Genomic DNA, 25,510 nt, shown 5'->3' on the forward strand with positions numbered 1-25,510 from the left:
ATATTAATGACTAAAGTATTGGAATATATAAAACCTAAGCGGGCTTTAGGATGTTATAAAATTATCATGGATACGTATGAAAAACACTCAGCCATAAATACCATCATGGTTTTAACCGAACTGGATAAGAGTGCAAAAATTGCAGCAGAATATGCTTTGACCCTGGCGCAAGAGTTGAAAGCTAATATCCTTTTATACAATTCATTTTTATCGCAGTCTTCGCCATTTGAACCCCTACCGGGAGATACAAATACCACCTACATTATAAAAAACAGTTATGAGTATCTCGAAAAAGAAGTCAAAAGATTACAAGGGATATTAAGTTCCAATCAGCTTTCTTTTAATCCTGATATTTTCTATCTGAGCGAAGAAGGTGAATTAGCGGATAATATTTTTAATGTATTAAAAAAAGAGAGTGTGATGATGATTGTAAAAGGTGGCTGTTTTGATCATGACGAAGACGATCTTTTGGGTAATGAGTTTCAGACCATTTTGAAAAGAGTGCGTCTACCAGTCCTTATCGTGCCTGAATATGGAAAATAATATTTTTTTATCCGTGTATAGCTTCCTTATTACCAAAGCTTTGAATAAGCTCTCCTTCAAAATCAAGCCATTCCTCCCATCTTTTATCTACATCCACATCTATGGTGTATTTTCTGGCGAAATTTAAAAAGGTCGTATAATGATTCGCTTCAGATACCATGAGGTCATAATAGAATTTTGCCAATTCCTGATCCTTGATATTTTGATACAGTACACGGAAACGCTCACAGCTTCTTGCTTCAATCATTGCAGCAAATAACAGGCGATCTATAAAGGCTGAGTTTCTGCTTCCATCTTTACGGCTAAATTTCACTAATCGCCCTACATAATCATCCTTACGCTCACGCCCTAGTGTGTATCCCCTTTTTTTGATGATATCAACGACCATTTGGAAGTGCTGCATCTCCTCAATGGCAATAGCGGTCAATTCTTCAACCAGATCCATGTGCTCAGAATTATTTGCGATCAGCGTGATGGCATTCGTTGCTGCTTTTTGTTCACACCAGGCGTGATCCGTCAAGATCTCTTCTAAATTTGATTCAGCAATATTTGCCCACCGCGGGTCTGTCAATAGTTTTAATCCAAGCATAAGGTTAACATTAAGTTCGTTCTGCAAAATTAGGAATAATCCAAGTGATTCAAAATTGTGCTTTAAAAACCGCTAATTTGCATAAATTTAAGAGGAATGGACGTGAAAAGAATTTTAATCATTGGATTTGTATGGCCGGAGCCAAAATCTTCGGCGGCAGGCACACGAATGATTCAGTTGATTAATTTATTTCTTTCTCAGGGATACGAAGTAATTTTTGCCTCTGCTGCATCAAAAAGTGAGTTCAGCCATAACCTGGATGAGCTAGGGGTTGAGGAAAAGGAAATTAAACTTAACGACTATAGTTTCAACCTTTTTTTGAAGGATATTTATCCAAACGTCGTGCTTTTTGATCGTTATATGGTTGAGGAACAATTTGGCTGGAGAGTAAGCCAGGAATGTCCGGATGCGATGAAAATACTAGATACGGAGGATCTTCATTGTTTACGTCATGCCAGGCAACTGGCCATCAAAACAGGGGGCTCATTAGCTGAAATGGATCTATATTCTACAATGGCTAAACGGGAGATTGCCTCGATTTTACGTTGTGATTTATCACTGATCATCTCAGAAGTTGAGATCAATCTTCTTCAGGAAAAATATCATGTCGATTCTACGTTGATCTATTATTTGCCATTTTTGGAGCATCCGTTGACGGAAGAAAGAGTTTTAGACTGGAGAACTTTCGAACAGCGTGAGGGATTTGTATTTATCGGCAATTACCTACATGAGCCGAATTGGCATACACTTCAAATGCTAAAGACCGTGATATGGCCCGATCTCAGAAAAAGGCTTCCTGCTGCCGGCATGCACATTTATGGTGCTTATCCAACTCAAAAAGTGATGCAATTACACAACCAGAAAGAACGATTTTATGTTCATGGGCGTGCTGAAAATGCCCGCGACGTGATCGCAAGTCATAAAGTATTGCTCGCTCCGATACAATTTGGTGCGGGTGTTAAAGGTAAGTTTATTGATGCGATGCAGGTAGGTACACCAGCCGTAACTACCTCTTTAGGGTCAGAAGCAATGAAAGGTGCTTTGGAATGGAATGGGGTTATAGCTGACGACCCAAACGTCTTTATCACTCAGGCAGTTGAGTTATATCAAAATAAGCAATTTTGGCAGCAGGCTCAACTGCATGGTATAAAGATCATTAATGAACGTTATGCAAAATTAGGAGACGGACAATCATTTATTGCACAGCTTCAGGTGCTGGCATCAGATTTAAAAGCCCACAGGAACCATAATTTTATTGGTCAAATTTTACAGCACCACACGGCTAACAGTACAAAATATATGTCTATGTGGATTGAAGAAAAAAACAAAGACAAATGAAACGATTCTGCTGTCTGGCATACAACCTGACTTATAAAGCTGTGGCCCCATGTCAGAATCCCATTATGCCGGCTTTTTAAGGATTTATATTCCAGCCATGTGCACGATCTCTTACCAATTTAATTGCCTGTAGAACATCCTGTAAGGCGTATCACTGAGATCGCTGCTTTTTGCATTGAGTATTATCTTTAAAGTAAGACTTCTTCTTTTGCATTTATAGCTAAAACAAAAAAGTTGCAAACTAGGGTAAGAATCAATATTTACATAAGTCTTCTGTAAAGAATAAGAAACCTTAAAAATTAAGTGGCTGTATCACTATGACACAGCCACTTAATGTATATCGTTTTATGATTCGGCTTTTACTTAGCTGGAGTAATTACAATTTTTCTAAATTCAATCGGTCCATGATCTCCCTGGATATAAAGAGGTCCTGGTTCACCTTCATTGCTGTCAAGGGAACCGCCTGTTATTCCGGGAATTTCCTGGTTACTAATCACTGTTTTGCCATTCGCAACAACAGTAACCATACGGCCAACCAATGTAATTTCAAAAGTCTGCCATTGATCAGGGCCAAGGGCAGTAATTTCACTAGGCGTTAAAAAGCCATATATTCCACCATATAGCACGCTTGAGGGATGTGCATCCTTTGGACTGTCTTCAATCTGAACTTCATGACGTCCTCTTAGATATACACCACTGTTACCTCCTTTTTTATATTTAAATTCTATCAATAATTTAAAATCGGTAAATTTTTGATCAGATATTAAATTAGCGCCGGAACGCGGACTTGTTAGAATGCCATTTTTAACCACCCATTGGTTTTCACCTAAAGCTTTCCAGCCACTAAGATCCTTTCCGTTAAAAAGATTAACGGGTTTGCCCCATGCTACTGTTCCTGTTCTTTTTAGATAGGGTGCCTTAACCCCCTTCCAATTGTATTTTTTTCCATCACTGGTCACAATCGTACCACGAATTCCTGCACCTGCCAACTCTCCTTCAATCACGAAATCCTGATCGCCTTCCTCCCACTGTGGCGGAATCTTAAAACTAAACTTCCCCTGGTCAAAATTAATTTTAGCCACTGGCCGTGCACTGCCAGTTACGCCTACAAAGGTACCAACTAAGGTCTTTGTTCCAGAAAGCTTAACTTCTAACCAGGAAGGAGAAGGTTTACCATTTTCATCCATGGTGATGTCCCAACGTCCTATTAAATCATTAGCTGATACGATCCGTTGAACACTGGTTGATGGGGAAAGCGTTGCAAACAGCATATTTGCTGATCCTAACGTCAATAAACTGCTTATGCCCAATACAAGAAACTTCTTTTGCATACGAATTAAATTATAATTGTATGGTAAGATAGGACTTATTCGCTTTTCGCCAAAGATATTTCTGAAAAGCTTGTGGAAAACATACCCGGCATCTATCAGCTATTAACGTAAGTACGCTTACATTTAACTGCCGAGAAATATACCCAAGCTATATAAAACAACTGCATTGGAATCCTATACCATAAATAGCCGGGGCCCTCGCCATCGTATGTCGCTTTTTGAAGATCTATATGGTTCATTGCAGCATAGATGTTTGAAGGGAGTATCATGATAAAAAATAGGATGAGCAACAAACCGGTTATCACCTGGAATTTGCGTAACAAAAGGCCAATTGCAGCCAGCAGTTCCAAAACCCCTGTCAGATAAATAAGTTCAGCCTTAAAAGGTATAAAGTCCGGTAACATCATTGACATTCCTTTATTAAAAATAAAGTGTGCCACAGCGGTCAGTAGCAGCATTGTAGACATGGCAATGCGGCCAGCTAATGCGAAATGATACTCCTTCTTGGTTATTTTCATAATAACCAGCGACATACAAAACACGCCTAATAGTGTTATTCCAGTTTCCATATCTTTAATTTTATTTGACGAAGTTAGAGAAAACTGAAAGTCGAAAAAATGAACCTGGGTTAATAAATGCGTTTGCGGATCCTGCTTAGTGATTGGGGCTTAATACCGATATAAGAGGCAATGTATTTTAAAGGAATTTTTTGTATCAATAGCGGCTGTTCTGTAAACAATTTAAGGTAACGTTGTTCAGCTGTATCATTCAGCAAAGAAAGCTCGCGCTTAAAACTTTGAAGGAACAAACCTTCGCCGGCATGCCTTCCAATCGTATTCCCGATGGCTGTCTCTGCATAAATAGCCTGGAGATCCTCATAATTCAAACGCCAGAGAATGGTTGGTGTAAGGGTTTCTACATGGTAAGTACAAGGTATTTGAGTTAAAAAAGAATCATAAGCACTTACAAAATGATCATGAAATAGGAGACTAAAGGTAAGGTCATTATCTTCTTTGGGGATATAAAAACGGATGATTCCTTGTTCTATAAAGGAGAGGTAGTTTTCTTTCTCCCCTGTTTTCAATAACAAAGCCTTTTTTGGGTACGTTTGTTTCTTTAGTTTTGAAGAAAAAATCTCCCAATCAGCATCAGAGACTTTGCCCATTTCTTCAAGCTTTTTCCTTATTTGGTCCATTTATAATGGTTGGTTGTTAACAGGCAAATTAAAAGAAATTATTATCATCGTTGGCTGTAAAATGTAAGAATAAATTAAAACCACTTTTCAAGAAATGCACTGCCATTTTTGAACATAAACTTATCAATGATCTCTGCTGCACTATGTTCAATTTTTGGGTAAGCTAATAGAACACTAGCCAATTCAACTTTTAGTGCCTGTGCAAAGGAAGCAAACGCTGTGGAATTGCGACAACATTGTAGCGTTTCAATCAAGCCGTCGAAATCGGATCCAATACAAATATTGTCCCAAGGATGCGACATTCCTTCCCAGTCAGTAATTTGCCAAATTCTAATCAATTGGTTAACTACCAGCCTTATATGATGTTTATATTCAATAGCGTTTACCTCTTTTTTATATGTGGAAAATATCTCGGTCAACTCTTCATCTACGGCTCTTAAATCATCAATTTCCTGCGGTTCTGGATTGATGGTTTTGAGCATTAAATTACCATTATCAATATCGCCCGCATCAAAGTGTTCAAATAATTCTTCAATCTTCTCATTGGCCCGTGCGGAAGTTAGTAGTTCATATTCTTCATGACTATAAAAATCCTTGTGTAAATCACTCGGGTTACCTTTCCCACCAAGTATCCGTACATCCATGGAAATGCCAATCAGTCCATTACTTTCCAGTATTTCACGGATGTCTTCATTGTAAAAATTTATAGAAAGGGGAAAGAAATACGTACCCTCCAATTCCCCTCTATTTTTTAGCCATGCAACCTTGTACCCATAACTTTTCTTCCGCGGATTAATGATACCCCTGTTACTTGTAAAAACAGTCCAGCTCTCCCCTGCCAATCCTATATGGCTGGCAATGATGGGCAAGTCCGGAAAGTTCTGTTTACGGTATTTGTAGAAGATTCTTCTGCTCACCAGGCTCATGTGTTTAACGTCTATCAACACATTTTTTTTTAAGGCATTTACCATCAATCGTTTGCCGTACGCAGTGATACCGATACCTTTAGGTAGCAATGGTCCTTTGCTGAGTAACTTATTTCCATAAGCATGTGTCATGAACTCATTAGGGGTTAAATGTGCAGGGGTTAAATACAACACTTTATACCCCTTATCAATGAACGCGTTGAAATTCCGGATGACGTTTTCTATATTCTTTATTTTATTTTTGAGGTCGTAAAAAGCATGTCCACCTTCAAAATTGAATACCACATGTAGAGTATCTGCATCTTTGGCATCGTAATCCGCCCAACGTTGCAGAAATTTTATTTTTTTTGCAGGGTCAATCTGATCTTCAATCCCTGGTCCTGCAGTAATATTGGCAAACTCCTGGAAAAAAACTTCCTGATAAGAGACGGTCAAAGTAGCCATCTCTTCTAATCTGTTCCTGTCTATTAAACCCTGAAATACGATTGAACCAATTTTCAATAAAAACTGATCCAATATGCCAATTTCAGGGGGATAAAGGGTTAAACAAACCAAGTTGACTTCGCCTTCCTGTATGATTTGTTTAAATGAGCATTGAGATTCCAGGATATCCCCAATGACATGATCCGGAGGGCTTATATCTCTCCACACAGATAACTGATTTCCATCCTGAGGCAGAAAAAGTGTCTTTAATCCAGGATGACAATGAAGATCAAAAAAAGCCATAATTTCTACCAGTTATCTGTGTGGAAAGGCGCTGCAGGCAAACCTTCCACATTATAGAGGTTATCGTGCCCAATAGGCCAGTCGTTTTAGCCTAATTTTAATCTATCTCGACCTCTTAGCTCCTTTCGGCCATTTCTTTTACTTTATCAAGTGCCAGCGGCCAGGTCTTTAACATGTATTCCTTATAATCATCATTTATATCGATATCTACCCTTAATTCGGTTTTCCCATCCACTGTATTAAGGGTGTAATTTTCCAGTGAACCGGCCCATTCCTTAACCGCTTCACTCTCCAGGTCCTCTACTCCATCTTTATACTCACCAAGGTGCCTGATGGATAAAAATTCATTTGGAATGTTTTCAGCAATCTCAGAAACCATTCCTGAACCTTGTCCATCTAGAAAAAGTGTTTTGCTGCCTTTTTGCCAATCTGTTTTCACGCTTGAACCTTCAGCAAAAGGTGCTGTCCATTTCGGATAAGTATCTGTGCCAAGAAGCACATCCCATACTTTTTCCCGCGCTGCGTTAATAGTGATTTTAAATTGCTGCCTTTCCATGATATCTTAATTTTTTACAAATTATTCTTAAACGGTTAATTAAAGATAATATAAATTACAAGATCTATCCTACTTCCAATTACCCATTTGCCATCATGCCATACTTGCAGTTCCAACGATTTTGAACGACCAAATGAACCTGCTCTTCTGATTACAGATCATTCCAGCTTCAGTTATTGTTGCGGCGATATTTAAAATCGTTTATGAATCTTTGAATAATAACCTTTAAATTCAAACAGCCAATATAAATAAACTTGTTTCCTGGAAACGCCATCATCAGCTTACAAATAGCATTGAACCGAGTTCGAGTATAACTTGTGAAAACTTCATAACCTAAAAAACAAATGATATAACTATGAAAAATTTTAAAATTTACTTAGGTCTGCTCTTATTCTCCCTTACTTTTCAATCCTGCTTCCAACAGAAGCCACAGATAAGTCAAACTGCCAGAGAAATATGGCCGGTTGAAAAGGCAAATGAATGGTATGCCAAATGGGGATGGCTGAGGGGCAGTGATTTTATACCAAGCACGGCAATTAACCAATTGGAAATGTGGCAGGCAGATACATTTGATCCTGCTACAATTGACAAAGAATTGGGATGGGCGGAAGGAATAGGAATGAATTCCATGCGTGTATATCTACATCACCTGGCATGGCAACAAGATAGAGAGGGATTTAAAAAGCGGGTTTCAAATTATCTTGACATTGCCGAAAAACACAAGATATCTACGATGTTCGTGTTTTTTGACGATTGCTGGAACCCTACCTACAAAGCAGGGAAACAACCGGAGCCAAAACCAGGCATACACAATTCAGGTTGGGTAAGAGATCCCGGAGACTTATTGTTTTCGGATTCTACCCTTACAGACACCCTGGAAGTTTATGTAAAAGATATTTTAAACACCTTTAAAGAGGATAAACGTATCGTACTTTGGGATTTATACAATGAACCTGGAAATTCCGGATATGGGAACAAAAGCATGCCACTATTAAAAAAGGTTTTCGAATGGGCGCGTACGGTGAATCCAAGTCAGCCGCTATCTGTTGGGGTATGGAACCTCTCCTTAAAAGAGCTTACAGATTATCAGATCAAAAATTCAGACATCACCACTTATCATAATTATGGTGATGTGAAAGATCATCAAAAATGGATTGATACATTAAGATCCGTTTCAAAGCGGCCACTGATCTGTACGGAATATATGGCCAGATCCAGGAACAGTCTGTTCAGTAACATTATGCCTTTGCTAAAACAGGAAAACATTGGCGCTTATAATTGGGGCTTAGTAGCAGGAAAAAGCAACACAATCTATGCCTGGGACATGCCGATCAAAGATGGAAAAGAACCCAGATTATGGTTTCATGATATCTTTTATAAAGATGGCAGACCTTATAAACAGTCAGAAATTGATTCCATTAAAATGTTGACAGGAAGAAAATAACTCTTCACCAAAACATTCTTTTTATGAATAATTAAATAATTAAATTAGAGCATACGAATAAGTATAGGGCCATTGATCATGGCTTCATTTTCTTAGGGAAAACAAAATATATACTGATGAAGAAGTATATCCTTTTCATAGTTGTTTTTAGTATGCTCCATAACATTAGTGCACAAGAAACGGGCACGGTGTTAACCATAGAGGAATGCTATGCGCTTGCGCAGGCGCAGTATCCTTTATCGAAAAAAAGGGATCTGATGAAGAAGAGCAGTGAATTCACCATAGGAAACCTCTCTAAAGGATATTTACCACGGTTTGATATATTTGGCCAGGCAAGCTACCAATCTGAAGTCACTAAAGTACCTGTCAGTACACCGGGATTAAATATACCTGAACTCAACAAAGACCAATACAAACTCTATGGAGAGTTTAACCAGTTGTTGTATGATGGCGGGATCATTAAACAACAAAAACTAGCTGCTGCAGCACAACTAAAAGTTCAGGATCAGCAAATTCAGGTTGAACTATACCAGCTTAAGGAAAGAATCGCTGACCTTTACTTTGGCATTTTGGTAATTAACGAACAACTGAAACAAAATCAGCTTTTAAAAAATGACATACAGATAGGGATAAACACAGTTTCAGCACAACTCAAAAATGGAACAGCCTATCGAAGCAGTGTCGACTTGCTTAGGGCCGAGTACCTTAAAGCTGAACAGCAGGCGATAAGTATCCGGAGTTATAAAAAGGCCTATGCAGCGATGCTGGGCCTTTTTATTAATCGAGAGGTCCGGATGAACACACTGTTGAAAGTTCCCACTCCGCCCCTCCTTTCATTGGAAATCAACCGGCCCGAACTTAACTTCTTTAATTACAGTGGACAAAGCTTTGAACTTGATAAGAAGTCTATTAACGCAGGGAACAGGCCTAAATTAAACCTCTTTTTCCAGGGAGGAATAGGAAATCCAGCCCTAAATTTTCTTAAAGAAGCCTTTGAACCTTATTATATAGGTGGTATCAGATTAGCATGGTCTTTTACAGGATTTTACACTTCGAAAAAGCAGCAGCAAATTATAGACCTCAAAATCCAGGAGATAGAAACAGAAAAAGAAACTTTCCTTTTCAATACCACCCAGGCGGTTAAGCAGCAGGAAGCAGAAATAAGTATGCTTAACGAGTATCTGGTATCTGACGATGAGATCATTACCTTAAGAAATAATGTTAAAAAAGCCGCTCTGGCACAACTTGAAAACGGTGTCATTAGTCCCGCGGATTATTTGAAGGAAGTCAACGAGGAAAACCAGGCCGTACAAAATAAAATTATCCATCAGACAGAATTACGCTATGCACAATTCAAACATCAGTTAATCACAGGCAATTAACCCATAAAAATAGCACGATATAAAAAGCTTCTTTATGATAGCCTCATCATCATTCAAAACAATTCAAATGAAAACACTATGGCTAACGGCATTATCCGCATTGCTCTTTTCCTGCAACGGCAATCAGACGGAATTTGATGCAACAGGAACTTTTGAGGCTGTGGAAACGATCATCCCCGCTGAAGCCAGTGGAATTATCGAAGCACTTGATGTGGAAGAAGGACAAAACCTGCTGGAAGGCCAGGTAGTTGGGTTTATAGATACCACACAACTCTCCCTAAAAAAAGACCAGCTTTTTGCACAAATAAAAGCGGTACGAAGTAGAAAACCTGATTCACAGTCGCAACTCGACATTTTCAGGGAACAGTTGCAGCAAGCAAGGGTTGACCAGCAACGCATGCAAAACCTGCTCAAGGCTGATGCTGCCACCCAAAAACAAGTGGATGATGCCAATACCCGCGTCGCTATCCTGGAGAAGCAAATTAAGGCCAGGGAAACAGAATTAAACATCAGTACCACGGGCATAGATGAAGAAGCCCAAACGTTGAATGTGCAGATCAAACAGGTAGACGACCAGTTAAAAAAATCAAAAATTGTCAACAATATAAAGGGAACTGTAATTAGTAAGTATGCGGAGAAAGGTGAAATGGCCTTCCAAGGCAAACCATTATATAAAATAGCTGATTTGAGATCACTGATCCTTCGGGTGTATGTCAGTGGTGAGCAATTGCCGGTCATCAAACTGAATGAAAGGCTCAGGGTTTTCGTTGATGCTGAAAACGATAGTTACCGGGAATACCCGGGTGTTGTACAATGGATAAGTGACAAAGCAGAATTCACCCCAAAAACTATTCAGACCAAAGACGAACGTGCCAACCTGGTATACGCTGTGAAAGTCAAAGTTAAAAACGATGGATTCCTTAAAATTGGAATGTACGGAGAAATTAAGCTTTAAATTATGGAGGCCGTCATTGTAAATAGGATTATTAAAACCTATGATAAAGGAAAAAAGAAAGCCGTCAATAACGTATCTTTTTCGGTGGGCCAAAGTGAACTTTTTGGGCTCATCGGTCCGGATGGTGCCGGCAAAACCAGTATCTTCAGAATATTAACGACACTATTGCTTCCCGATAGTGGAGCCGCCACAATTCACGGTCTCGACGTCATCAAAGACTTCAAAACCCTGAGAAAAAGCATAGGATATATGCCCGGTAGGTTTTCCCTTTATGAAGATTTAACCGTACATGAAAACCTTACCTTCTTCGCTACGTTGTTTAACACCACATTGGCAGAAAATTACAATGTAATAAAAGAAATTTATGTACAAATTGAGCCTTTCAGGGATCGCAGAGCGGGGAAACTTTCCGGCGGAATGAAGCAAAAACTTGCTTTATGTTGTGCGCTCATCCACAAGCCTGACATCCTGTTTTTAGATGAACCCACTACCGGCGTAGACCCAGTATCCAGAAAAGAGTTTTGGGAAATACTGAAAAGACTCAAAGAGCAACACATCACTATCATCGTATCAACTCCTTATATGGATGAAGCAAATCTTTGTGACCGGATCGCGCTGCTTCAGGAAGGAAATATTCTGTCAATAGACACCCCCAAAAATATTATCGACAGCTATCCGAATGAACTATTTGCCATAAAAGCCGATCGAATGCACCAGTTGCTGCTGGTTTTAAAAGTATATCCCCGGCGAAATGAAAGCTATGCCTTTGGCGAATATGCCCATTTTACATTCAAAGGTAAGTCTGATCCCCAGCATTTAGAGCAGTTTCTACTCAACAATGGCTTAAAGGAAATTCAAATCAAGGACGCTGCAGTATCCATTGAGGATAGCTTTATTAACCTCATGGCATAGTCAACAGACATCTACAAAACAACTTGATCATGAATAGAAAGGTAATTCAATGCAAAGGACTAACAAAGCGGTTTGGGAGTTTCACGGCGGTAGACCATGTTACATTTGAAGTGGATAAAGGAGAAATTTTTGGTTTTCTCGGAGCCAATGGCGCTGGGAAGACAACTGCAATGCGCATGCTTTGCGGCTTATCGGTACCCACCTCAGGTGAAGCCACTGTAGCAGGTTTTGATGTATACAGGCAGTCGGAAGAAATTAAGAAAAAGATCGGATATATGAGTCAGAAATTTTCGTTATATAATGACCTCAGTGTTAAGGAGAATATCCATTTCTTTGGCGGTATCTACGGCCTTACAGTCTCGGAAATAAAGCTTCAGGGTACAAAACTCCTCGAGCGACTGGGCATGGAAGACCAGGCTAAAAAGCGGGTAGCGGCACTTCCTTTGGGATGGAAACAAAAACTGGCATTTTCTACTGCAATTATTCACCGACCAGAAATTGTTTTCCTTGATGAACCTACCGGTGGTGTTGACCCAGTAACCCGACGACAGTTCTGGGATTTAATCTATGAGGCCGCTGGCAACGGAATCACCATTTTTGTCACCACCCATTATATGGACGAGGCTGAATATTGCAATCGGGTTTCCATCATGGTCGACGGCAAAATAGAAGCGCTTGATGTACCTGCGCTTCTCAAAAAAAAATATGGGCTAAGCACCATGGACGATGTATTTTATCATTTAGCCAGGGAAGCAGAACGGGCTGAATAAATGAAAAATCATGAAACAGTTTTTGACATTCGTAAAAAAGGAATTTTTACACCTGCTGCGCGACAGGAAGACCTTGCTAATTCTGTTTGGCATGCCTGTCGTCCAAATATTGATTTTTGGCTTTGCACTTAGCAACGAAGTTAAAAACGCTGATATCGTGATCATTGACAACGCTAAAGATATTGCCTCACAAAAGATTACAGCTAAGATTGAAGCCAGTAAATACTTCGAGATCAATAAAACGCTACAGGGGCACCAGGAGCTTGAGGCTGCGTTTAAAAGCGGAAAAATCAAGATGGCGGTAATTTTCCCTAATGACTTCAACGGTAGTTTAATGCACCAGGGTAAAGCACAAATACAAGTCATCGCGGATGCCTCAGATCCAAATACGGCAACAACACTAATCAGCTATGTTTCTGCCATTATCAATGATTACCAGTCATCAGATACACAGCCAACCACAAGACCTTATCTGATACAGCCCGCGATAAAAATGTTATATAATCCCCAGCTTAAGGCTGCGCCAAATTTCGTCCCTGGGGTGATGGCATTGGTACTCATGCTGATCTGCGTCATGATGACTGCAATTTCTATTGTAAAGGAAAAAGAAACAGGAACAATGGAGGTCTTATTAGTATCACCTTTTAAGCCCATCATGGTCATCATTTCCAAGACGGTGCCCTATTTGCTGCTTTCTACTATAAACGTAACCTCCATCCTTTTGCTCAGTGTGTTTTTGCTGGATCTACCCGTTAACGGTAGCCTATTGCTTTTCTATGCAGAAAGTATGTTGTTTATCATCACTTCGCTATCGCTGGGCATATTCATATCGATTAAAGCAGATACACAGCAAGCAGCCATGTTAACGTCTTTAATGGGTATGCTCTTGCCAACGCTCTTATTTAGTGGTTTCATGTTTCCTGTGGAAAACATGCCCGTTCCCTTGCAGCTTATTTCAAATTTAGTCCCCGCCAAGTGGTATTACATCATTGTGAAAAGCATCATGATTAAAGGGCTCGGTTTTTCATTTATCTGGAAAGAGACCTTAATTCTGTTGGGAATCACAGTTTTTCTATTGTTCATCAGTCTCAAAAACTTTAAAATCCGTTTGGCATGAGCATCTTGAAATTTTTACTGATCAAGGAATTTAAGCAAATCTTCAGGAACAAAACCATTCTGGCGATTATCCTGGTGATGCCATTGACAGAATTGCTGATCTTACCGCTGGCGGCAAATTATGAAGTTAAAAACATCAACCTGGTTGTGGTAGACAATGACCATTCTGCCTATTCCAGAAACCTCATTACAAAAATTATCTCATCGGGTAATTTTAGGTTATCGGGTTATACCAGTTCTTACAAAAAGGCATTCAACCAGATTGCTTCAGACCAGGCAGATCTTATCCTGGAATTTCCGAATGGATTTGAGGAGGGATTTATCCGAGAGGGTAAGCAAAATCTATTTATTGCTGTAAATGCCATTAATGGCGTAAAAGCAGGTTTGGGTGCCGGGTATATCGTCGCAATTATAAAGACTTACAATCAGGAAATCAATGTAAAGACCATTTTTCGAGAACCTGACAATAATCCTGTTCCATTTATTGAAATAGCGTCATCGAACTGGTACAATCCACATTTGAACTACAATGTTTATATGGTTCCAGGAATATTGGCTATTTTGGTTACACTGGTGGGTGGGTTTTTATCTGCTTTAAACATTGTAAAAGAAAAGGAAGCCGGTACCATTGAACAAATAAATGTCTCGCCTATAAAAAAACATCATTTTATTATGGCTAAGCTTATTCCTTTCTGGATCCTGGCGAATGCGGTTTTTACAGTTGGCCTGTTTATTTCCTGGCTTATCTACGGTATCTTCCCTTTAGGCAGCTTATTCGTGCTCTATAGTTTCGTTTGGGTTTATCTCCTGGCTATTCTGGGCTTTGGTTTATTGATTTCTACATTTTGCGATACACAACAACAGGCGATGCTCATTATGTTCTTTTTTTTGATGATATTTATATTAATGGGCGGTTTATTTACTTCGATAGACAGCATGCCGGAATGGGCCAAAGTGATCACAAAATTTAATCCTTTAAGTTATTTTATTGAAGTGATGAGAATGGTTGTTTTAAAAGGGAGCGGTTTTAATGATATTAAACGGCACATTGCCATCATTATCTGTTTTGCAGTGGTATTAAATACAGCTGCTGTCTTAAATTACAAAAAAACCTCCTGATCTAAGCCTTCTTTAGCGCTAACCTATCATCTGAAACTGCAATTCATATAACCAGGTGAAAGCACGTAAATTTAACCACAAGAGTTATGGATGCTAAAACTAAAATACAAAACATTGACGAGTACATTGCGGGTTTCCAACCCACTACTCAGGTTATTTTAGCGCAGTTACGGGAAACAATAAGAAATATCGTTCCAGAAGCAAAAGAAACCATGAGTTATCAGATTCCTACTTTTAATTTGCAAGGAAATCTGGTGCATTTTGCTGCTTTTAAGAATCATATTGGATTTTATCCCGGGCCCAGCGCCATAGCAGCTTTCAAAAATGAGCTAGCTACTTATGAAAGCGCGAAAGGAACAGTAAAATTTCCAATCGATAAAACACTGCCCCTTGCATTGATCAGCAGAATTGTACAATACAGGGTAAAGGAGAACATGGAGATAGCCGAGGCAAAAAAAACTCGACGGAAAGGATGATAGCAATTTGATAGTCAACTTATACGGGTAAATTAGCTAATGTGATTATGCTGAACACTGTTCAATGCTTTGGTCAGTTCTTCCGGGCTTTTAGTTCCGATAAGTAACTTCTTGTCATCTAACAATTCCAATTGCAGCCCATGATTGCCCGATACGCTTAAAGCTTTTCCTTTTCCTGAAATACTCATTCGCCAGCCCCAACCGCCATATTCTAAAATTGGTTTATATCGTCTGACATAAGATTTTTTGATGTTACTCCAATTATAATATTTAAACTTCAGTTGAAAGGGAAAAAACCGGACATAAATTCCATCCTTTTTTATATATGTCTCCAGGCGAAAGCAGTAAAATAGCAGGCTTATTAAAATGGTCAGGAAGGTCATTAATAAAAGTCCGTTATTGCTCATTGGCCTATCACCAAATTGCTTTCCAGCTACAAGCTGTTGAAAGGAACCAAATATAAACAGGCCATTCATTCCCAGTAAAATGAGCCAGAGCCACCATTGGCTAAATCTTTGTCTTTCTGTAAATACTACCTGACTATCCATTTCTGAGTAAGAGAGTTTGCCGTTAATTTACATTATTTTTTCATTAACTGGTTAAGCGCTAAAATTTACACCTCCTATGGCCTTCAAGTGAAGAATCGGGCATAAACACCCTTGGAGGCGTGTTTATGCCCGATTCTTAAACGGATCGTATTATAATGAATTACTTGACAGTAACCTTTATAACTGCCGACTTCAACCCTTTTGCTTTAGCGTGGAAATATAATACACCAGATTTTGTTCCAGACCTGGCAATTGCCGTAAGTTCACCACTGAATACCTTCATAAATGGCGCCTGGAAAGACTCAAGGCTAACGCTGTTACCATTTGCTACAGCATGGTAGCTCCCTGCTCCTTTCACTTCAAACTCAATCTTCCTGGTATCATCAGAACAAAGATTACCATCCTTGTCCACCACACTTACACGAATAAAAGACAAATCCTTTCCATCGGCATTCAACACCGAACGATCAGCAGTTAATTCTATATGATGTGGTTTTCCTGGTGTATGGATTTCCTTTTCCGCTACAGCTTTTCCAGCTTGGTCATAGGCGACTACTTTCACTGTGCCCGGCTCATAACGGGTATCCATCCACATCAATCGGTATCTTTTCTGGCGATCCAAGTTTTCGAATGACTGCTTATTTGCGGTGTTATGCACCGTAAAAGATGTGTCCTTTGTTTGACGGCCCTGGCTTTTACCATTGATAAAAACCTCGGCCGAAGGATGATTGGTGTATACGAATATTGGCGTCACCTCGCCCTCACGGCCTTTTGAATTCCAGTGAGGTAAAACATGCAGCGTATTTTCTTTTTTATTCCAATGGCTCCTGTAAAGATAAAATCGATCCTTAGGGATGCCGGCAAGATCTACAATCCCGAATAATGAACTGTGGCTTGGCCAATCTGTATAATATGGTGTAGGTTCTCCTAAATAATCAAATCCCGTCCAAACAAATTCCCCTATGGAGTAAGGAAGATCTTCATGCTGTATAAAATTATCTTCAGGCAGGTCAGACCAGTCGCAATGCTCTACATCATACGATGAAATTTGGTGATCATCATATTTAGGCATCGCTCGTCGTACCACCGGATACTTATAAATCCCCCTGGAACTAATGGTAGAGGCTGTTTCGGTACCTAAAACGATCTGTTGCGGCAGCTTTTTGTAGGCTTCCGGGTAGGTATGAGTGCGGTAATTAAAACCCGCCACCTGCATGGTAGCCGCAAAATTATTCTTGATCACATTCTGGGGCTGGTCCATTCCCTGTGTTACAAAACGTGTAGGATCCTCTCTAAAACAAATATCCTGAAGAAATTTCGCGATTTTAGAGCCGCCTTCCATGCCCTGCTCCGGAACCTCATTCCCAATACACCACATCACCACACTGGGGTTGTTCCTGTAATTATGAATAAGATTGACGAGGTCCTTTTCTGCCCAGTCATCAAAATAACGGTTATAACCATTCTTTTGCTTTGGGTGTTTCCACTCATCAAAAGTTTCAGCCATTAACATGATGCCCATTTCATCACAAGCCTTTACCACTTCAGGTGCCGGCATATTGTGGGATGTCCTGATCGCATTTACACCCATATCTTTCATGATCCGCAGTTGTCTGCGAATAGCGGCATCATTCACTGCAGCACCCAAAGGGCCGAGATCATGGTGCAGGCAGACTCCCTTGAACTGCGTTCTTTTGCCATTAAGGAAGAAACCCTTATCAGGAATAACTTCAATAGAACGTATCCCAAAAGTGGTTGTGTATTCATCACGAAGTTTATTTCCTTCATATAGTTTTGAAACTGCGCGGTATAAAGAAGGACTTTCTGTATCCCAAAGTTCCGGCTTTTTAACGATAAGTTCCTGCTCGAAAACGTTGTTATTATAGGCTCCTAAAGCGCTTTTTAAAGTGGTAACGGTTTTGCCGGAAGCATCTATAATTTCAGTCAATAAATAGTAATCCTCAGTTTTTGTATTTTCAGGTTTATTTAGTTTCGTTTTTAAGTTTATTTTCGCAAAATCAGCGTTAATGACCGGTGTGGTGAGCTGAGTGCCCCATACTGGAATGTGAGCGGCTTCTGTTATTCTTAAATGAACATTTCTGTAAATCCCTGCGCCAGGGTACCATCGCGATGATTCCGGATAATTTTCAAGCCTTACGGCTAAAATATTTTCCTTGCCCGTTTCCATGAATTCGGTGATGTCAAAGTGAAAACTATTATAACCGTAAGGCCAATAGCCTACCTTTTTCCCATTCAGATAAACAGTAGCATTGCTCATGGCACCATCAAAAATGATGGTTGCCTTTTTACCGTTGGTAAAATCCGGCGCTTTAAAATGGTACCTGTACCAGCCAACACCTACGAAAGGTAAGCCGCCGGTGCGTCCGGCATGACTTTCTGCTTCTTTTTGTCCGTCCTGGGTGATGGCAACTTCCTGTAAATCATTTGTTTTACTAAAAGGCCCATAAATGGCCCAGTCATGTGGAACTGTTACAGTTTGCCATTTGGAGTCATTAAATTCCTGCGAATTAAAATTCGCTTGATCCTCCCTGCTAAACTTCCAGTTACTTTCAAACTTGGTTTCTGTTCTGGTTTGAGCGAATGCAAGTCCGGGGATATTACTTAGGAAGATGACGAGGATAAATAACTTAATTTTCATCATAGAATAATTATATTGGAGTATAGTTTGTTTGTTAATGGTAATGAAGCGATCATCAGCTTATTTATACTTTTTGTGAGCTGTAAGCTTATGGTGGTTTCAATGGTTAAGGCTTTAAAAAACCGCAATATAATGCTTTCAAACAAATTTCCTACTTACCTAGTTTCCTCGAGTCACCTATTCCTTTTCTAGATACCTTCTTAATTAACACCTAACTTATTTTCAGTAAGCAGGTTAAAATGCATTAATTATTATTAATTTACAGATAATATTACCCATAAACTATTTTATGAACATGCGCATTTTAGACAGAGGCTATATTTTTCCTGGAATCATTGCACTTTCCATTCTTTTTTCAACGCTGATCATTGCAGGCGCATATAAATATAAATTTAAGGACAGGAAACGGGTATTGGTAACCGGCATGGCTGAAAAGAACTTTGTAAGTGACCTGATTGTATGGCAGGGCGACTACTCCCGGGTGAGCATGGATTTAAAGCAGGCATATGCTAATTTGAAGAAAGACGAAGGTGCGATAAGGGCATACCTTCAGCAAAAGGGTTTAAGCAACAATGAAACGGTATTCTCAGCTGTCAGCATCAACAAGTTGTATAATCCTGTTTATGATCAGAATGGCCGTTTGCTTTCTAATGCTTTTAATGGTTATAGCTTAACCCAAAATGTAAAGGTAGAATCTAAAAGCATCGATAAGGTAGAAAAAATAAGCCGGGAAATTACAGAACTTATCCAAAGCGGAATTGAACTTAACTCGTTCGCTCCTTCGTACTATTATACAAAAATGTCTGAGCTAAAAATTGACCTGCTGGCTAAGGCAAGTAAGGATGCAAAAGACCGTGCACAAAGCATTACTGAAAATGCCGGCAGTAACTTAGGCGACCTGAAATATGCTAATATGGGCGTCTTCCAGATCACCGGTCAGAACAGTAATGAGAACTTCAGCTATGGCGGCACCTTTAACACCAGCTCAAAAAACAAAACAGCAAGTATTACATTACGTACTGAATATGAAGTAAAATAATCTTAAAGTTACTTGATTAGTGAGCTGAGATCGGCCCACCCACTCCAGCCTTTTGTCTTTGCCCCATATTTTGGAAAACTTCCTACAACCACATGAGCGATAACCCCAGCATAGTTGTTATTGCTGACCTTAACCTTTTCTAAATTAATCTTGAAATGCCGTGATAGAAGTTTTCTCTTCTGCTCATCTGTACCTTTAGTTAAAAGGTTTCCTTCACTTTCCGTTAGCAGATAATTTAACCCTGCCGGATCAAAACCATAGTGGTGAAAAGCAATGGCGTTTTTGGTGTTTATAAAAGTGTTACCTGTAAAAGTGTAATTGGTAGCAAAAGTTTCGTCACCAGGATCAATATTATTAAACAATGGGACAGATATAAACGGATAAGCAGGGAAATCTGCATTCCTTACAAAGGTAGAACCCTTTACAGTACCATAATCACAATTTGATCTGAAACGAACATAATCACCAGTGCAATCTTCAAAATGGCAATTTAATACTTGAATATTTGAAGCATGATAAGAATGATACATAAAATGGGAATGACTGTCAACCCCTACCCGTTTAAAAGTACAATTCCTGTAGGTGACGTTACTCGTCCCCTTTTGATGCGCACCTGTGGCTCCATATATAATTCCCCTCATGTCAAGCCAGGTGCAATCTTCAATAAGAATATTTTTAGTTGTATTACCTGATGTTGAAGTCACCCTTAGTGCATAGCCCAAACTGCCATTACCCGTAAAATGAAAACCCTTAACTTTTATATTTTCCGCATCTCTAAGATCTATCAATACTGATTTTTTCGGATAGCCTGTTGGTACTGTAAACAGGGTGCTTTGCGTTCCTTCTAATAGTAAAAGATTTTTAGGATGACCCATCTTCTCTATCACCAAGGGCTTTTCAGTATAAGCACGTAAATAATTTCCTCCTAAGAATTTAACGGTAACAGGTTGTTTATTCAAAGCAGTCTGCACATCCGACCAGAATTTATGGTTTAGAAAATCTGCTGCATGTGTCGCAGATTTTCCACTACCATCACCGGTAGCCACCGGAGCAACATACTTTATCATCCCAGCATTTACATTGGTGTAGCTATGGATGAATAGGGCTAAAAAAACAAATAAGACCTTCATGATATATAATTTGTGGGGTTAAAATCTAGAATCGATACCATAGGTATTGGCGCTTATTTCAAAAAGTAATCTAAAAACAGGTAGGCTTGTTCGTTAGATTCTCGATTAGGAGCATGTAATTCCCTGTTGGTCATTGCCACTCTGTTTTTAACCCCAAGTAGATGATTAACTTTTATAGTGTGGTTTAAGGGAATCCATCGTTTCACCGGATCTTCAGAGCCAGCTGATACTAAAAAAGGACGAGGTGCCATTAAAGCATGTAATTCATGCAGATCAAAGCCTTTTTCAACCAGTTTAGGGTACAAACCTTTAACAGGATTACCAGCCGTGATCATTCCTCTTTTTCTCCATGGTTTAGGATGATAGCCAAGGTACCAGGGTTCATAATAGTTTACTGCTACGCGTGTTTCATCAAATACAATCCCAGCGTCAGACCAGACTGCACAGGCAAATTTATCAAACAGACAAGAGGCGAACATCGCCCATTTCCCTCCAAAAGAATGCCCCATAATCCCTATTTTGGTCGAGTCAACCTCAGGAACATGTGAAAGTGCATACCATGCATTCGCTGCAGCATAGCCCAGCGCTGAAAGTGGTTCTATTTCTGCCTTTTCTATGCTAGGGTAGTAAATAGAAAAAGTTTGAGCTAATGAAGCTTCTTTGGTGCCAAGTGATAAAGTTACATACCCCCTTTTTGTTAGTTTCAAAGCAAAATCCCGGCCTTCTTTTCCAAGTCCGATCGCAGTTTCCGGCTCATAAAAAACCGTGATGACCGCCGGTTTCTTACCTTTTCCATCGGGTATGGAGAGATACCCTTCAGTGGTTTCATTGGGGGTCCATTTAAATTTTACCTTATGTTGGGTATAACCATCTTTTCTTACGGTTTCCAGGACTTGTAAATTCTGTTCTTTAAGAAAAGGCGGCCATTTACCAAGCATTTTATTCCAATTTTTCAAGATTTCTTTTCTGCGTTTTCCCCAATCGGCAGCAGTTTTAACTTCCTTTCCATTATAAAACTTCAAAGGTGACCTGAATTCACCATATTCATCCTTATACGTAGCCGGAGGAGCAAAATATGGGGATATTTTTGTCCATATTTCGGAGGTAGTATCAACTTTTGAAACGGACTGTGCCTTTCCGGTTATGGAGAGGACTAAGATGGTAAAAAGCACCAAAGTGGCTTTTAAATATTGTATTTCTGTTTTCATGGAAATATAATTTATTGGAGAATAAGCTGATTGAAATACGACGAATAGCAGCAGAAAGGTTAGTTGTTTAATTGGTTGTTGAGCATAAAATTAAAGACTTAGTTCTAAGGTTACACGTCGGCCTGGTTCATGGCCGACGTGTAGGTGCTTCTTAAAATTTGGTGATAGTTGATTTGCCGATAGATTATTACTTACCAACGGTTTGCTCGCTCAAAAATTCTTTTACAAAATCGTCGTCAATCAAATGGGGATACGCCTCACAAACCCGGTCGATTTCCTCGAGTTGGCCTTCCGACAAAACCTCATTATCATTTAGGCACCACAAACCTTGTAATAAGCCCTGCCTTCTCAATACTTCATGAATGCCAGGTATACAGCCATGAAAATGGTGTGCGGGGTCAAAAATCGTAGCATTCATATCCGTTACTTCAATTCCCCGGGTTAATAACTCGGCTTGGCTAGCAAGTCCTTTACCTTCTTTGAAAGCCTTTATTTCCTCAAATAAGGAAACAGCTTTTTGAGTCCAAACAGCCCAATGACCTAAAAGACCACCTACAAATTCCTTTTCTACAACTTCCCCATCAACGGTAAAGCGATATTTTGTGAGCAGATCTGGAATGATGTTATCGTCATTGCCTGTATACAAAGCAATCTCATCTCTTCTGCTTGAATTACAAACCGCTCTCACGACATCCAGCGTTTGATACCTGTTAAAGGAAGCTACTTTGATGGCGAGAACATTGGATATTTCAGCAAATTGCAACCAGAAATCATAACTAAATATCCGTCCACCCACACTTGGCTGCAAATAAAACCCAAATACCGGTATTATTTCGGCAACAGCTTTTACCCGATCCAGAATTTGTTGCTCCGTCCAGTCCTGCAAACCGCCCATACTTAACAGACCTAAATCATAGCCATATTTCAAGGCAATTTCAGCTTCATTAACCGCTTGTGCAGTAAAACCACAAATGCCGGCTACTTTTAAAAAAGGCCTGTCTAACTGTGCTTTATCAACTTCATCTGAAGCAAGTTTCAATACAGTTTCAAATAAATTAATCTTTGGATCCCTGATCTCAAACTGTGTACTGTGCACAGCCACTGCAACTCCACCTGCTCCTGCCGCAATATAATACCTGGTTAAATTTCTTTGCCTGTCTTCATCCAACTTTTTGTCCTCATTTAAAGCTAATGGATGGGCAGGAATAAATGTTCCATTATTTAATAAGGCTAGTTTGGCCGCTGATAATTTTGGTGTACTCATATTTTAAAATTTACCCTGACGTTCTTGAAAATGTGTTGGTTTATTTAAAGTAACCCCTCCTTCTTTTACCCACAAGGCGGTAAGTTCAATCATCTCTCTTATTGTCACCCGCGGATAGCCAAATAATTGATGTGCTTTTGAGGCATTACTTAATAGTGCAGTGGACTGTACTTCTCCGGAAAAGACAGGTTCCTTATCGAGAAGCTTGCCAAATTGTTCAGCCACCCATTTTATAGCGACGGTTTCAGGACCTGTTACATTGAGTAACTGTGCAGGAACATCACAATGAAGTAATGAACGTATTGCAATTTCATTGGCGTCTCCCTGCCATATTACATTTACGTTACCTGTTGACAAATCGATCGCTGTGCCTGAAAGCACGGCTTTGGCCACTTCCAGCAATACACCATATCTAAGATCAATGGCATAGTTTAAACGGTAAATCAATGTAGGAATGTTGTATTTTTCAGAGAAGAATTGAAATACGCGTTCACGACCTAAACAAGACTGGCCATATTCACCTACTGGCGCAGGTACGTGATCTTCAGACAAACCCCCTGAAATAACTTCTGTAAATGGATAAACATTACCGGTAGAAAAAGCAACGATACGGGAATCTTTATACCTTTCAGCTACCCTACCTGGCAAATAGGTATTCATAGCCCAGGTAAAAGCTTCTTTTCCTGTGGTACCAAATTTATTGCCTGCCAGATAAAGAATGTTCTTCGCATCCGGCAAAGCCGCCAGTTCTTTTTCATTTAGTAAGTCAGCAGCAATCGTCTCAATGCCTTCAGCTTCAAGTGAAGCCCTGGCTTGCGTATCTGTGAACCGGGAAACCCCAATGATACGTTTTTTTATTCCCGCCTGATCAGCCGCCTGCTTGGCCAGTTTTGCCATGCTAGGACCCATCTTTCCACCAACACCCAACAGAAGAATATCCCCTTCTATTTTATACATATCTGAAATTAAAGCGTCTGAGGGCTTCAATAATTCTTGTTCTAATAATTCTAAATCAGTCATATAATTATTTATAATTTTTAATAAAACAGTTCCTTTACGTTACTAAAAGCTAAAAAGATAAGGATCAGCAAGCCTATAAAGCCAAATACCGTTGTGGTTTTCGTGTTTTTATACTTACCCATAATTTTGGCATCAATTGATATGGCGAACATGGCGACCCCAATAAACGGTACTAAAAAGATGGTTACGCTTTGCGCAAAAACGATCAGTTCCAATGGAAGTTTTCCGAAAATGATGGCAATTGCCGCCCCAAAAAACATAACCAGCGCAATTGCAACTTTTACAGGTTTGGAATTTAATTCACTCCCGTATCCGAGGGCATCTCCCATAAGGGTGCCACCAACAGTAGCGTTTCCTACCAAAGAAGAAAATGAAGCACCAAACAAACCGATCAGAAAAAGCGCGGAAGCATAATTGCCAAATAAAGGTTCGATAGCTTTGGCCATATCTGAGGCGCTGTTGACCTTTATGCCCTGGGTATTTAAAACTGCAGCTGCACAGATCAATACGATAGCACTCATTACACCTAAAATAAGGATTCCGGTAATGCTATTGCTTTTCTTTTCCACAATTTCAGGATTGAGCTTAATTCGTTCCTGCACCAGATAAGATTGATAAAAAGCCCCAACAATAGAAAAACAGGAAGCAAAGAATGCAATAACTAACCCAACAGAGCCAATTGGAACCGAAGGCTTTAAAAACCCAACTGTTATCTCTTGTATATCTGGTTTGACCAAAAACAAGGTAGTCACAAAAGAAAACAACATGATTGCAACCAGAATAATCATCAACTTCTCAAGGACCTTATAAAAGCTTCTAAAAAAAAGTAAACTGATTCCTATCACATTGAAAACAACAATCCACATCACCGGCGAAGTGCCGGTGATTTCCGCTACAGCTAAGCCCACACCTACTGAATTTCCGGCCTGAAACGAGGTTGTAACAAAAAAAACACCCAACCCTATTGCGATGGCCACCTTATTTCCCCATTTGTCCCTGATGGTATTCAGAAGTGACTTTTTGGTTGCGACACCAATTCTTGCTCCTATAGAAGTGAAAATTATCATAAAGAATATAGCCAATGCTACAATCCAGAGCAGGCTATAGCCGTAATCGGCACCAAGCTTTGACGTAATCGTCATTTTACTTGGTCCAAAAACCAGTGCCGCTGTAATTATTCCCGGGCCCAGGGAAAGCATGAATTTTTTAAAAGAAAACCGCTCTTTTACTTCTACTTCAAGTAGTTCTGTTTTCATAACATGAT

At 39.6% G+C, this 25,510-nt stretch carries 24 protein-coding genes; 11 read left to right on the forward strand and 13 right to left on the reverse strand.

Annotation, left to right across the window (positions count from 1 at the left end; all coding sequences use genetic code 11):
* Positions 1–6 precede the first annotated feature (6 nt).
* Complete coding sequence (locus WG905_RS07325; RefSeq protein WP_339591056.1) at positions 7–543, forward strand: hypothetical protein; 537 nt, start codon at positions 7–9, stop codon at positions 541–543.
* 7 nt (positions 544–550) lie between these two features.
* Here the strand turns inward: WG905_RS07325 and WG905_RS07330 are convergent, their stop codons facing one another.
* Complete coding sequence (locus tag WG905_RS07330; RefSeq protein WP_339591057.1) at positions 551–1,132, reverse strand: MiaE family protein; 582 nt, start codon at positions 1,130–1,132, stop codon at positions 551–553.
* Positions 1,133–1,228: 96 nt separating this feature from the next.
* Between WG905_RS07330 and WG905_RS07335 the strand changes: the two genes are divergently transcribed.
* Complete coding sequence (locus WG905_RS07335; protein WP_339591058.1) at positions 1,229–2,470, forward strand: glycosyltransferase; 1,242 nt, start codon at positions 1,229–1,231, stop codon at positions 2,468–2,470.
* 359 nt (positions 2,471–2,829) lie between these two features.
* On the opposite strand, the gene WG905_RS07340 is transcribed toward WG905_RS07335, so the two are convergent.
* The 5 genes from WG905_RS07340 to WG905_RS07360 form a co-directional block, all read right to left on the reverse strand.
* Positions 2,830–3,801: a 3-keto-disaccharide hydrolase gene (locus tag WG905_RS07340; protein WP_339591059.1), complete on the reverse strand. Its 972-nt coding sequence runs from the start codon at positions 3,799–3,801 to the stop codon at positions 2,830–2,832.
* 95 nt (positions 3,802–3,896) lie between these two features.
* Positions 3,897–4,370, reverse strand: a complete 474-nt coding sequence (locus WG905_RS07345) for a DoxX family protein (protein ID WP_339591060.1) — start codon at positions 4,368–4,370, stop codon at positions 3,897–3,899.
* A 59-nt stretch (positions 4,371–4,429) separates the two neighbouring features.
* Entirely contained in the window at positions 4,430–4,996 is a 567-nt protein-coding gene (locus tag WG905_RS07350; RefSeq protein WP_339591061.1) for a Crp/Fnr family transcriptional regulator, read from the reverse strand.
* A 74-nt stretch (positions 4,997–5,070) separates the two neighbouring features.
* The gene (locus WG905_RS07355) at positions 5,071–6,648 is read right to left on the reverse strand and encodes a membrane dipeptidase (protein ID WP_339591062.1); all 1,578 of its coding nucleotides are present in this window, start codon (positions 6,646–6,648) and stop codon (positions 5,071–5,073) included.
* A gap of 115 nt (positions 6,649–6,763) precedes the next feature.
* Positions 6,764–7,204 (reverse strand): SRPBCC family protein, encoded by a 441-nt coding sequence (locus tag WG905_RS07360; protein WP_339591063.1) that lies wholly within the window; start codon positions 7,202–7,204, stop codon positions 6,764–6,766.
* 355 nt (positions 7,205–7,559) lie between these two features.
* Between WG905_RS07360 and WG905_RS07365 the strand changes: the two genes are divergently transcribed.
* From WG905_RS07365 to WG905_RS07400, 8 genes are all read left to right on the forward strand, one after another.
* Entirely contained in the window at positions 7,560–8,648 is a 1,089-nt protein-coding gene (locus WG905_RS07365) for a glycoside hydrolase family 2 TIM barrel-domain containing protein (protein WP_339591064.1), read from the forward strand.
* Positions 8,649–8,764: 116 nt separating this feature from the next.
* Positions 8,765–10,030: a TolC family protein gene (locus WG905_RS07370; protein WP_339591065.1), complete on the forward strand. Its 1,266-nt coding sequence runs from the start codon at positions 8,765–8,767 to the stop codon at positions 10,028–10,030.
* A gap of 67 nt (positions 10,031–10,097) precedes the next feature.
* Complete coding sequence (locus WG905_RS07375) at positions 10,098–10,985, forward strand: HlyD family secretion protein (protein ID WP_339591066.1); 888 nt, start codon at positions 10,098–10,100, stop codon at positions 10,983–10,985.
* Between the two features lie 3 nt (positions 10,986–10,988).
* Positions 10,989–11,897 carry an ABC transporter ATP-binding protein gene (locus tag WG905_RS07380; RefSeq protein WP_339591067.1) on the forward strand — a complete coding sequence of 303 codons (909 nt, stop codon included), beginning with the start codon at positions 10,989–10,991 and terminating at the stop codon, positions 11,895–11,897.
* 29 nt (positions 11,898–11,926) lie between these two features.
* A complete protein-coding gene (locus tag WG905_RS07385) occupies positions 11,927–12,667 on the forward strand; it encodes an ABC transporter ATP-binding protein (RefSeq protein ID WP_339591068.1) in 741 nt (246 codons plus the stop codon).
* A gap of 10 nt (positions 12,668–12,677) precedes the next feature.
* On the forward strand, positions 12,678–13,784 hold the full coding sequence (locus tag WG905_RS07390) for an ABC transporter permease (RefSeq protein ID WP_339591069.1): 1,107 nt from the start codon (positions 12,678–12,680) through the stop codon (positions 13,782–13,784).
* Positions 13,781–14,902 carry an ABC transporter permease gene (locus tag WG905_RS07395; RefSeq protein ID WP_339591070.1) on the forward strand — a complete coding sequence of 374 codons (1,122 nt, stop codon included), beginning with the start codon at positions 13,781–13,783 and terminating at the stop codon, positions 14,900–14,902. The genes WG905_RS07390 and WG905_RS07395 overlap by 4 nt, the downstream gene beginning before the upstream one ends.
* A gap of 86 nt (positions 14,903–14,988) precedes the next feature.
* On the forward strand, positions 14,989–15,378 hold the full coding sequence (locus tag WG905_RS07400) for an iron chaperone (RefSeq protein ID WP_339591071.1): 390 nt from the start codon (positions 14,989–14,991) through the stop codon (positions 15,376–15,378).
* 32 nt (positions 15,379–15,410) lie between these two features.
* Here WG905_RS07400 and WG905_RS07405 read toward each other — a convergent pair whose 3' ends face one another.
* Positions 15,411–15,926 carry a DUF6141 family protein gene (locus WG905_RS07405; RefSeq protein ID WP_339591072.1) on the reverse strand — a complete coding sequence of 172 codons (516 nt, stop codon included), beginning with the start codon at positions 15,924–15,926 and terminating at the stop codon, positions 15,411–15,413.
* A gap of 160 nt (positions 15,927–16,086) precedes the next feature.
* Entirely contained in the window at positions 16,087–18,588 is a 2,502-nt protein-coding gene (locus tag WG905_RS07410; protein WP_339591073.1) for a glycoside hydrolase family 2 TIM barrel-domain containing protein, read from the reverse strand.
* Between the two features lie 286 nt (positions 18,589–18,874).
* Here WG905_RS07410 and WG905_RS07415 point away from each other — a divergent pair, with 286 nt between their 5' ends.
* Positions 18,875–19,624 (forward strand): SIMPL domain-containing protein, encoded by a 750-nt coding sequence (locus tag WG905_RS07415; protein WP_339591074.1) that lies wholly within the window; start codon positions 18,875–18,877, stop codon positions 19,622–19,624.
* Between the two features lie 8 nt (positions 19,625–19,632).
* Here WG905_RS07415 and WG905_RS07420 read toward each other — a convergent pair whose 3' ends face one another.
* From WG905_RS07420 to WG905_RS07440, 5 genes are all read right to left on the reverse strand, one after another.
* Entirely contained in the window at positions 19,633–20,754 is a 1,122-nt protein-coding gene (locus tag WG905_RS07420; RefSeq protein WP_339591075.1) for a right-handed parallel beta-helix repeat-containing protein, read from the reverse strand.
* 53 nt (positions 20,755–20,807) lie between these two features.
* Positions 20,808–21,962 carry a dienelactone hydrolase family protein gene (locus WG905_RS07425; protein WP_339591076.1) on the reverse strand — a complete coding sequence of 385 codons (1,155 nt, stop codon included), beginning with the start codon at positions 21,960–21,962 and terminating at the stop codon, positions 20,808–20,810.
* A 187-nt stretch (positions 21,963–22,149) separates the two neighbouring features.
* Positions 22,150–23,226, reverse strand: coding sequence for a dihydrodipicolinate synthase family protein (locus tag WG905_RS07430; RefSeq protein WP_339591077.1), 1,077 nt, complete (start codon positions 23,224–23,226; stop codon positions 22,150–22,152).
* A gap of 3 nt (positions 23,227–23,229) precedes the next feature.
* The gene (locus WG905_RS07435; protein WP_339591078.1) at positions 23,230–24,246 is read right to left on the reverse strand and encodes an NAD-dependent epimerase/dehydratase family protein; all 1,017 of its coding nucleotides are present in this window, start codon (positions 24,244–24,246) and stop codon (positions 23,230–23,232) included.
* A gap of 17 nt (positions 24,247–24,263) precedes the next feature.
* Positions 24,264–25,502, reverse strand: coding sequence for an Nramp family divalent metal transporter (locus WG905_RS07440; protein ID WP_339591079.1), 1,239 nt, complete (start codon positions 25,500–25,502; stop codon positions 24,264–24,266).
* Between the last annotated feature and the right edge of the window lie 8 nt (positions 25,503–25,510).

Origin of the sequence: Pedobacter immunditicola (assembly GCF_037482985.1) — a bacterium.
GTDB classification, from domain to species: Bacteria; Bacteroidota; Bacteroidia; order Sphingobacteriales; family Sphingobacteriaceae; genus Pedobacter; species Pedobacter immunditicola.

Excerpts from the sequence above, each read along its gene's own strand:
- WG905_RS07325 (WP_339591056.1), top strand. The coding sequence starts at position 7 with ATGACTAAAGTATTGGAATATATAAAACCTAAGCGGGCTTTAGGATGT.
- WG905_RS07330 (WP_339591057.1), bottom strand. The coding sequence starts at position 1,132 with ATGCTTGGATTAAAACTATTGACAGACCCGCGGTGGGCAAATATTGCT.
- WG905_RS07335 (WP_339591058.1), top strand. The coding sequence starts at position 1,229 with ATGGACGTGAAAAGAATTTTAATCATTGGATTTGTATGGCCGGAGCCA.
- WG905_RS07340 (WP_339591059.1), bottom strand. The coding sequence starts at position 3,801 with ATGCAAAAGAAGTTTCTTGTATTGGGCATAAGCAGTTTATTGACGTTA.
- WG905_RS07345 (WP_339591060.1), bottom strand. The coding sequence starts at position 4,370 with ATGGAAACTGGAATAACACTATTAGGCGTGTTTTGTATGTCGCTGGTT.
- WG905_RS07350 (WP_339591061.1), bottom strand. The coding sequence starts at position 4,996 with ATGGACCAAATAAGGAAAAAGCTTGAAGAAATGGGCAAAGTCTCTGAT.
- WG905_RS07355 (WP_339591062.1), bottom strand. The coding sequence starts at position 6,648 with ATGGCTTTTTTTGATCTTCATTGTCATCCTGGATTAAAGACACTTTTT.
- WG905_RS07360 (WP_339591063.1), bottom strand. The coding sequence starts at position 7,204 with ATGGAAAGGCAGCAATTTAAAATCACTATTAACGCAGCGCGGGAAAAA.
- WG905_RS07365 (WP_339591064.1), top strand. The coding sequence starts at position 7,560 with ATGAAAAATTTTAAAATTTACTTAGGTCTGCTCTTATTCTCCCTTACT.
- WG905_RS07370 (WP_339591065.1), top strand. The coding sequence starts at position 8,765 with ATGAAGAAGTATATCCTTTTCATAGTTGTTTTTAGTATGCTCCATAAC.
- WG905_RS07375 (WP_339591066.1), top strand. The coding sequence starts at position 10,098 with ATGAAAACACTATGGCTAACGGCATTATCCGCATTGCTCTTTTCCTGC.
- WG905_RS07380 (WP_339591067.1), top strand. The coding sequence starts at position 10,989 with ATGGAGGCCGTCATTGTAAATAGGATTATTAAAACCTATGATAAAGGA.
- WG905_RS07385 (WP_339591068.1), top strand. The coding sequence starts at position 11,927 with ATGAATAGAAAGGTAATTCAATGCAAAGGACTAACAAAGCGGTTTGGG.
- WG905_RS07390 (WP_339591069.1), top strand. The coding sequence starts at position 12,678 with ATGAAACAGTTTTTGACATTCGTAAAAAAGGAATTTTTACACCTGCTG.
- WG905_RS07395 (WP_339591070.1), top strand. The coding sequence starts at position 13,781 with ATGAGCATCTTGAAATTTTTACTGATCAAGGAATTTAAGCAAATCTTC.
- WG905_RS07400 (WP_339591071.1), top strand. The coding sequence starts at position 14,989 with ATGGATGCTAAAACTAAAATACAAAACATTGACGAGTACATTGCGGGT.
- WG905_RS07405 (WP_339591072.1), bottom strand. The coding sequence starts at position 15,926 with ATGGATAGTCAGGTAGTATTTACAGAAAGACAAAGATTTAGCCAATGG.
- WG905_RS07410 (WP_339591073.1), bottom strand. The coding sequence starts at position 18,588 with ATGATGAAAATTAAGTTATTTATCCTCGTCATCTTCCTAAGTAATATC.
- WG905_RS07415 (WP_339591074.1), top strand. The coding sequence starts at position 18,875 with ATGAACATGCGCATTTTAGACAGAGGCTATATTTTTCCTGGAATCATT.
- WG905_RS07420 (WP_339591075.1), bottom strand. The coding sequence starts at position 20,754 with ATGAAGGTCTTATTTGTTTTTTTAGCCCTATTCATCCATAGCTACACC.
- WG905_RS07425 (WP_339591076.1), bottom strand. The coding sequence starts at position 21,962 with ATGAAAACAGAAATACAATATTTAAAAGCCACTTTGGTGCTTTTTACC.
- WG905_RS07430 (WP_339591077.1), bottom strand. The coding sequence starts at position 23,226 with ATGAGTACACCAAAATTATCAGCGGCCAAACTAGCCTTATTAAATAAT.
- WG905_RS07435 (WP_339591078.1), bottom strand. The coding sequence starts at position 24,246 with ATGACTGATTTAGAATTATTAGAACAAGAATTATTGAAGCCCTCAGAC.
- WG905_RS07440 (WP_339591079.1), bottom strand. The coding sequence starts at position 25,502 with ATGAAAACAGAACTACTTGAAGTAGAAGTAAAAGAGCGGTTTTCTTTT.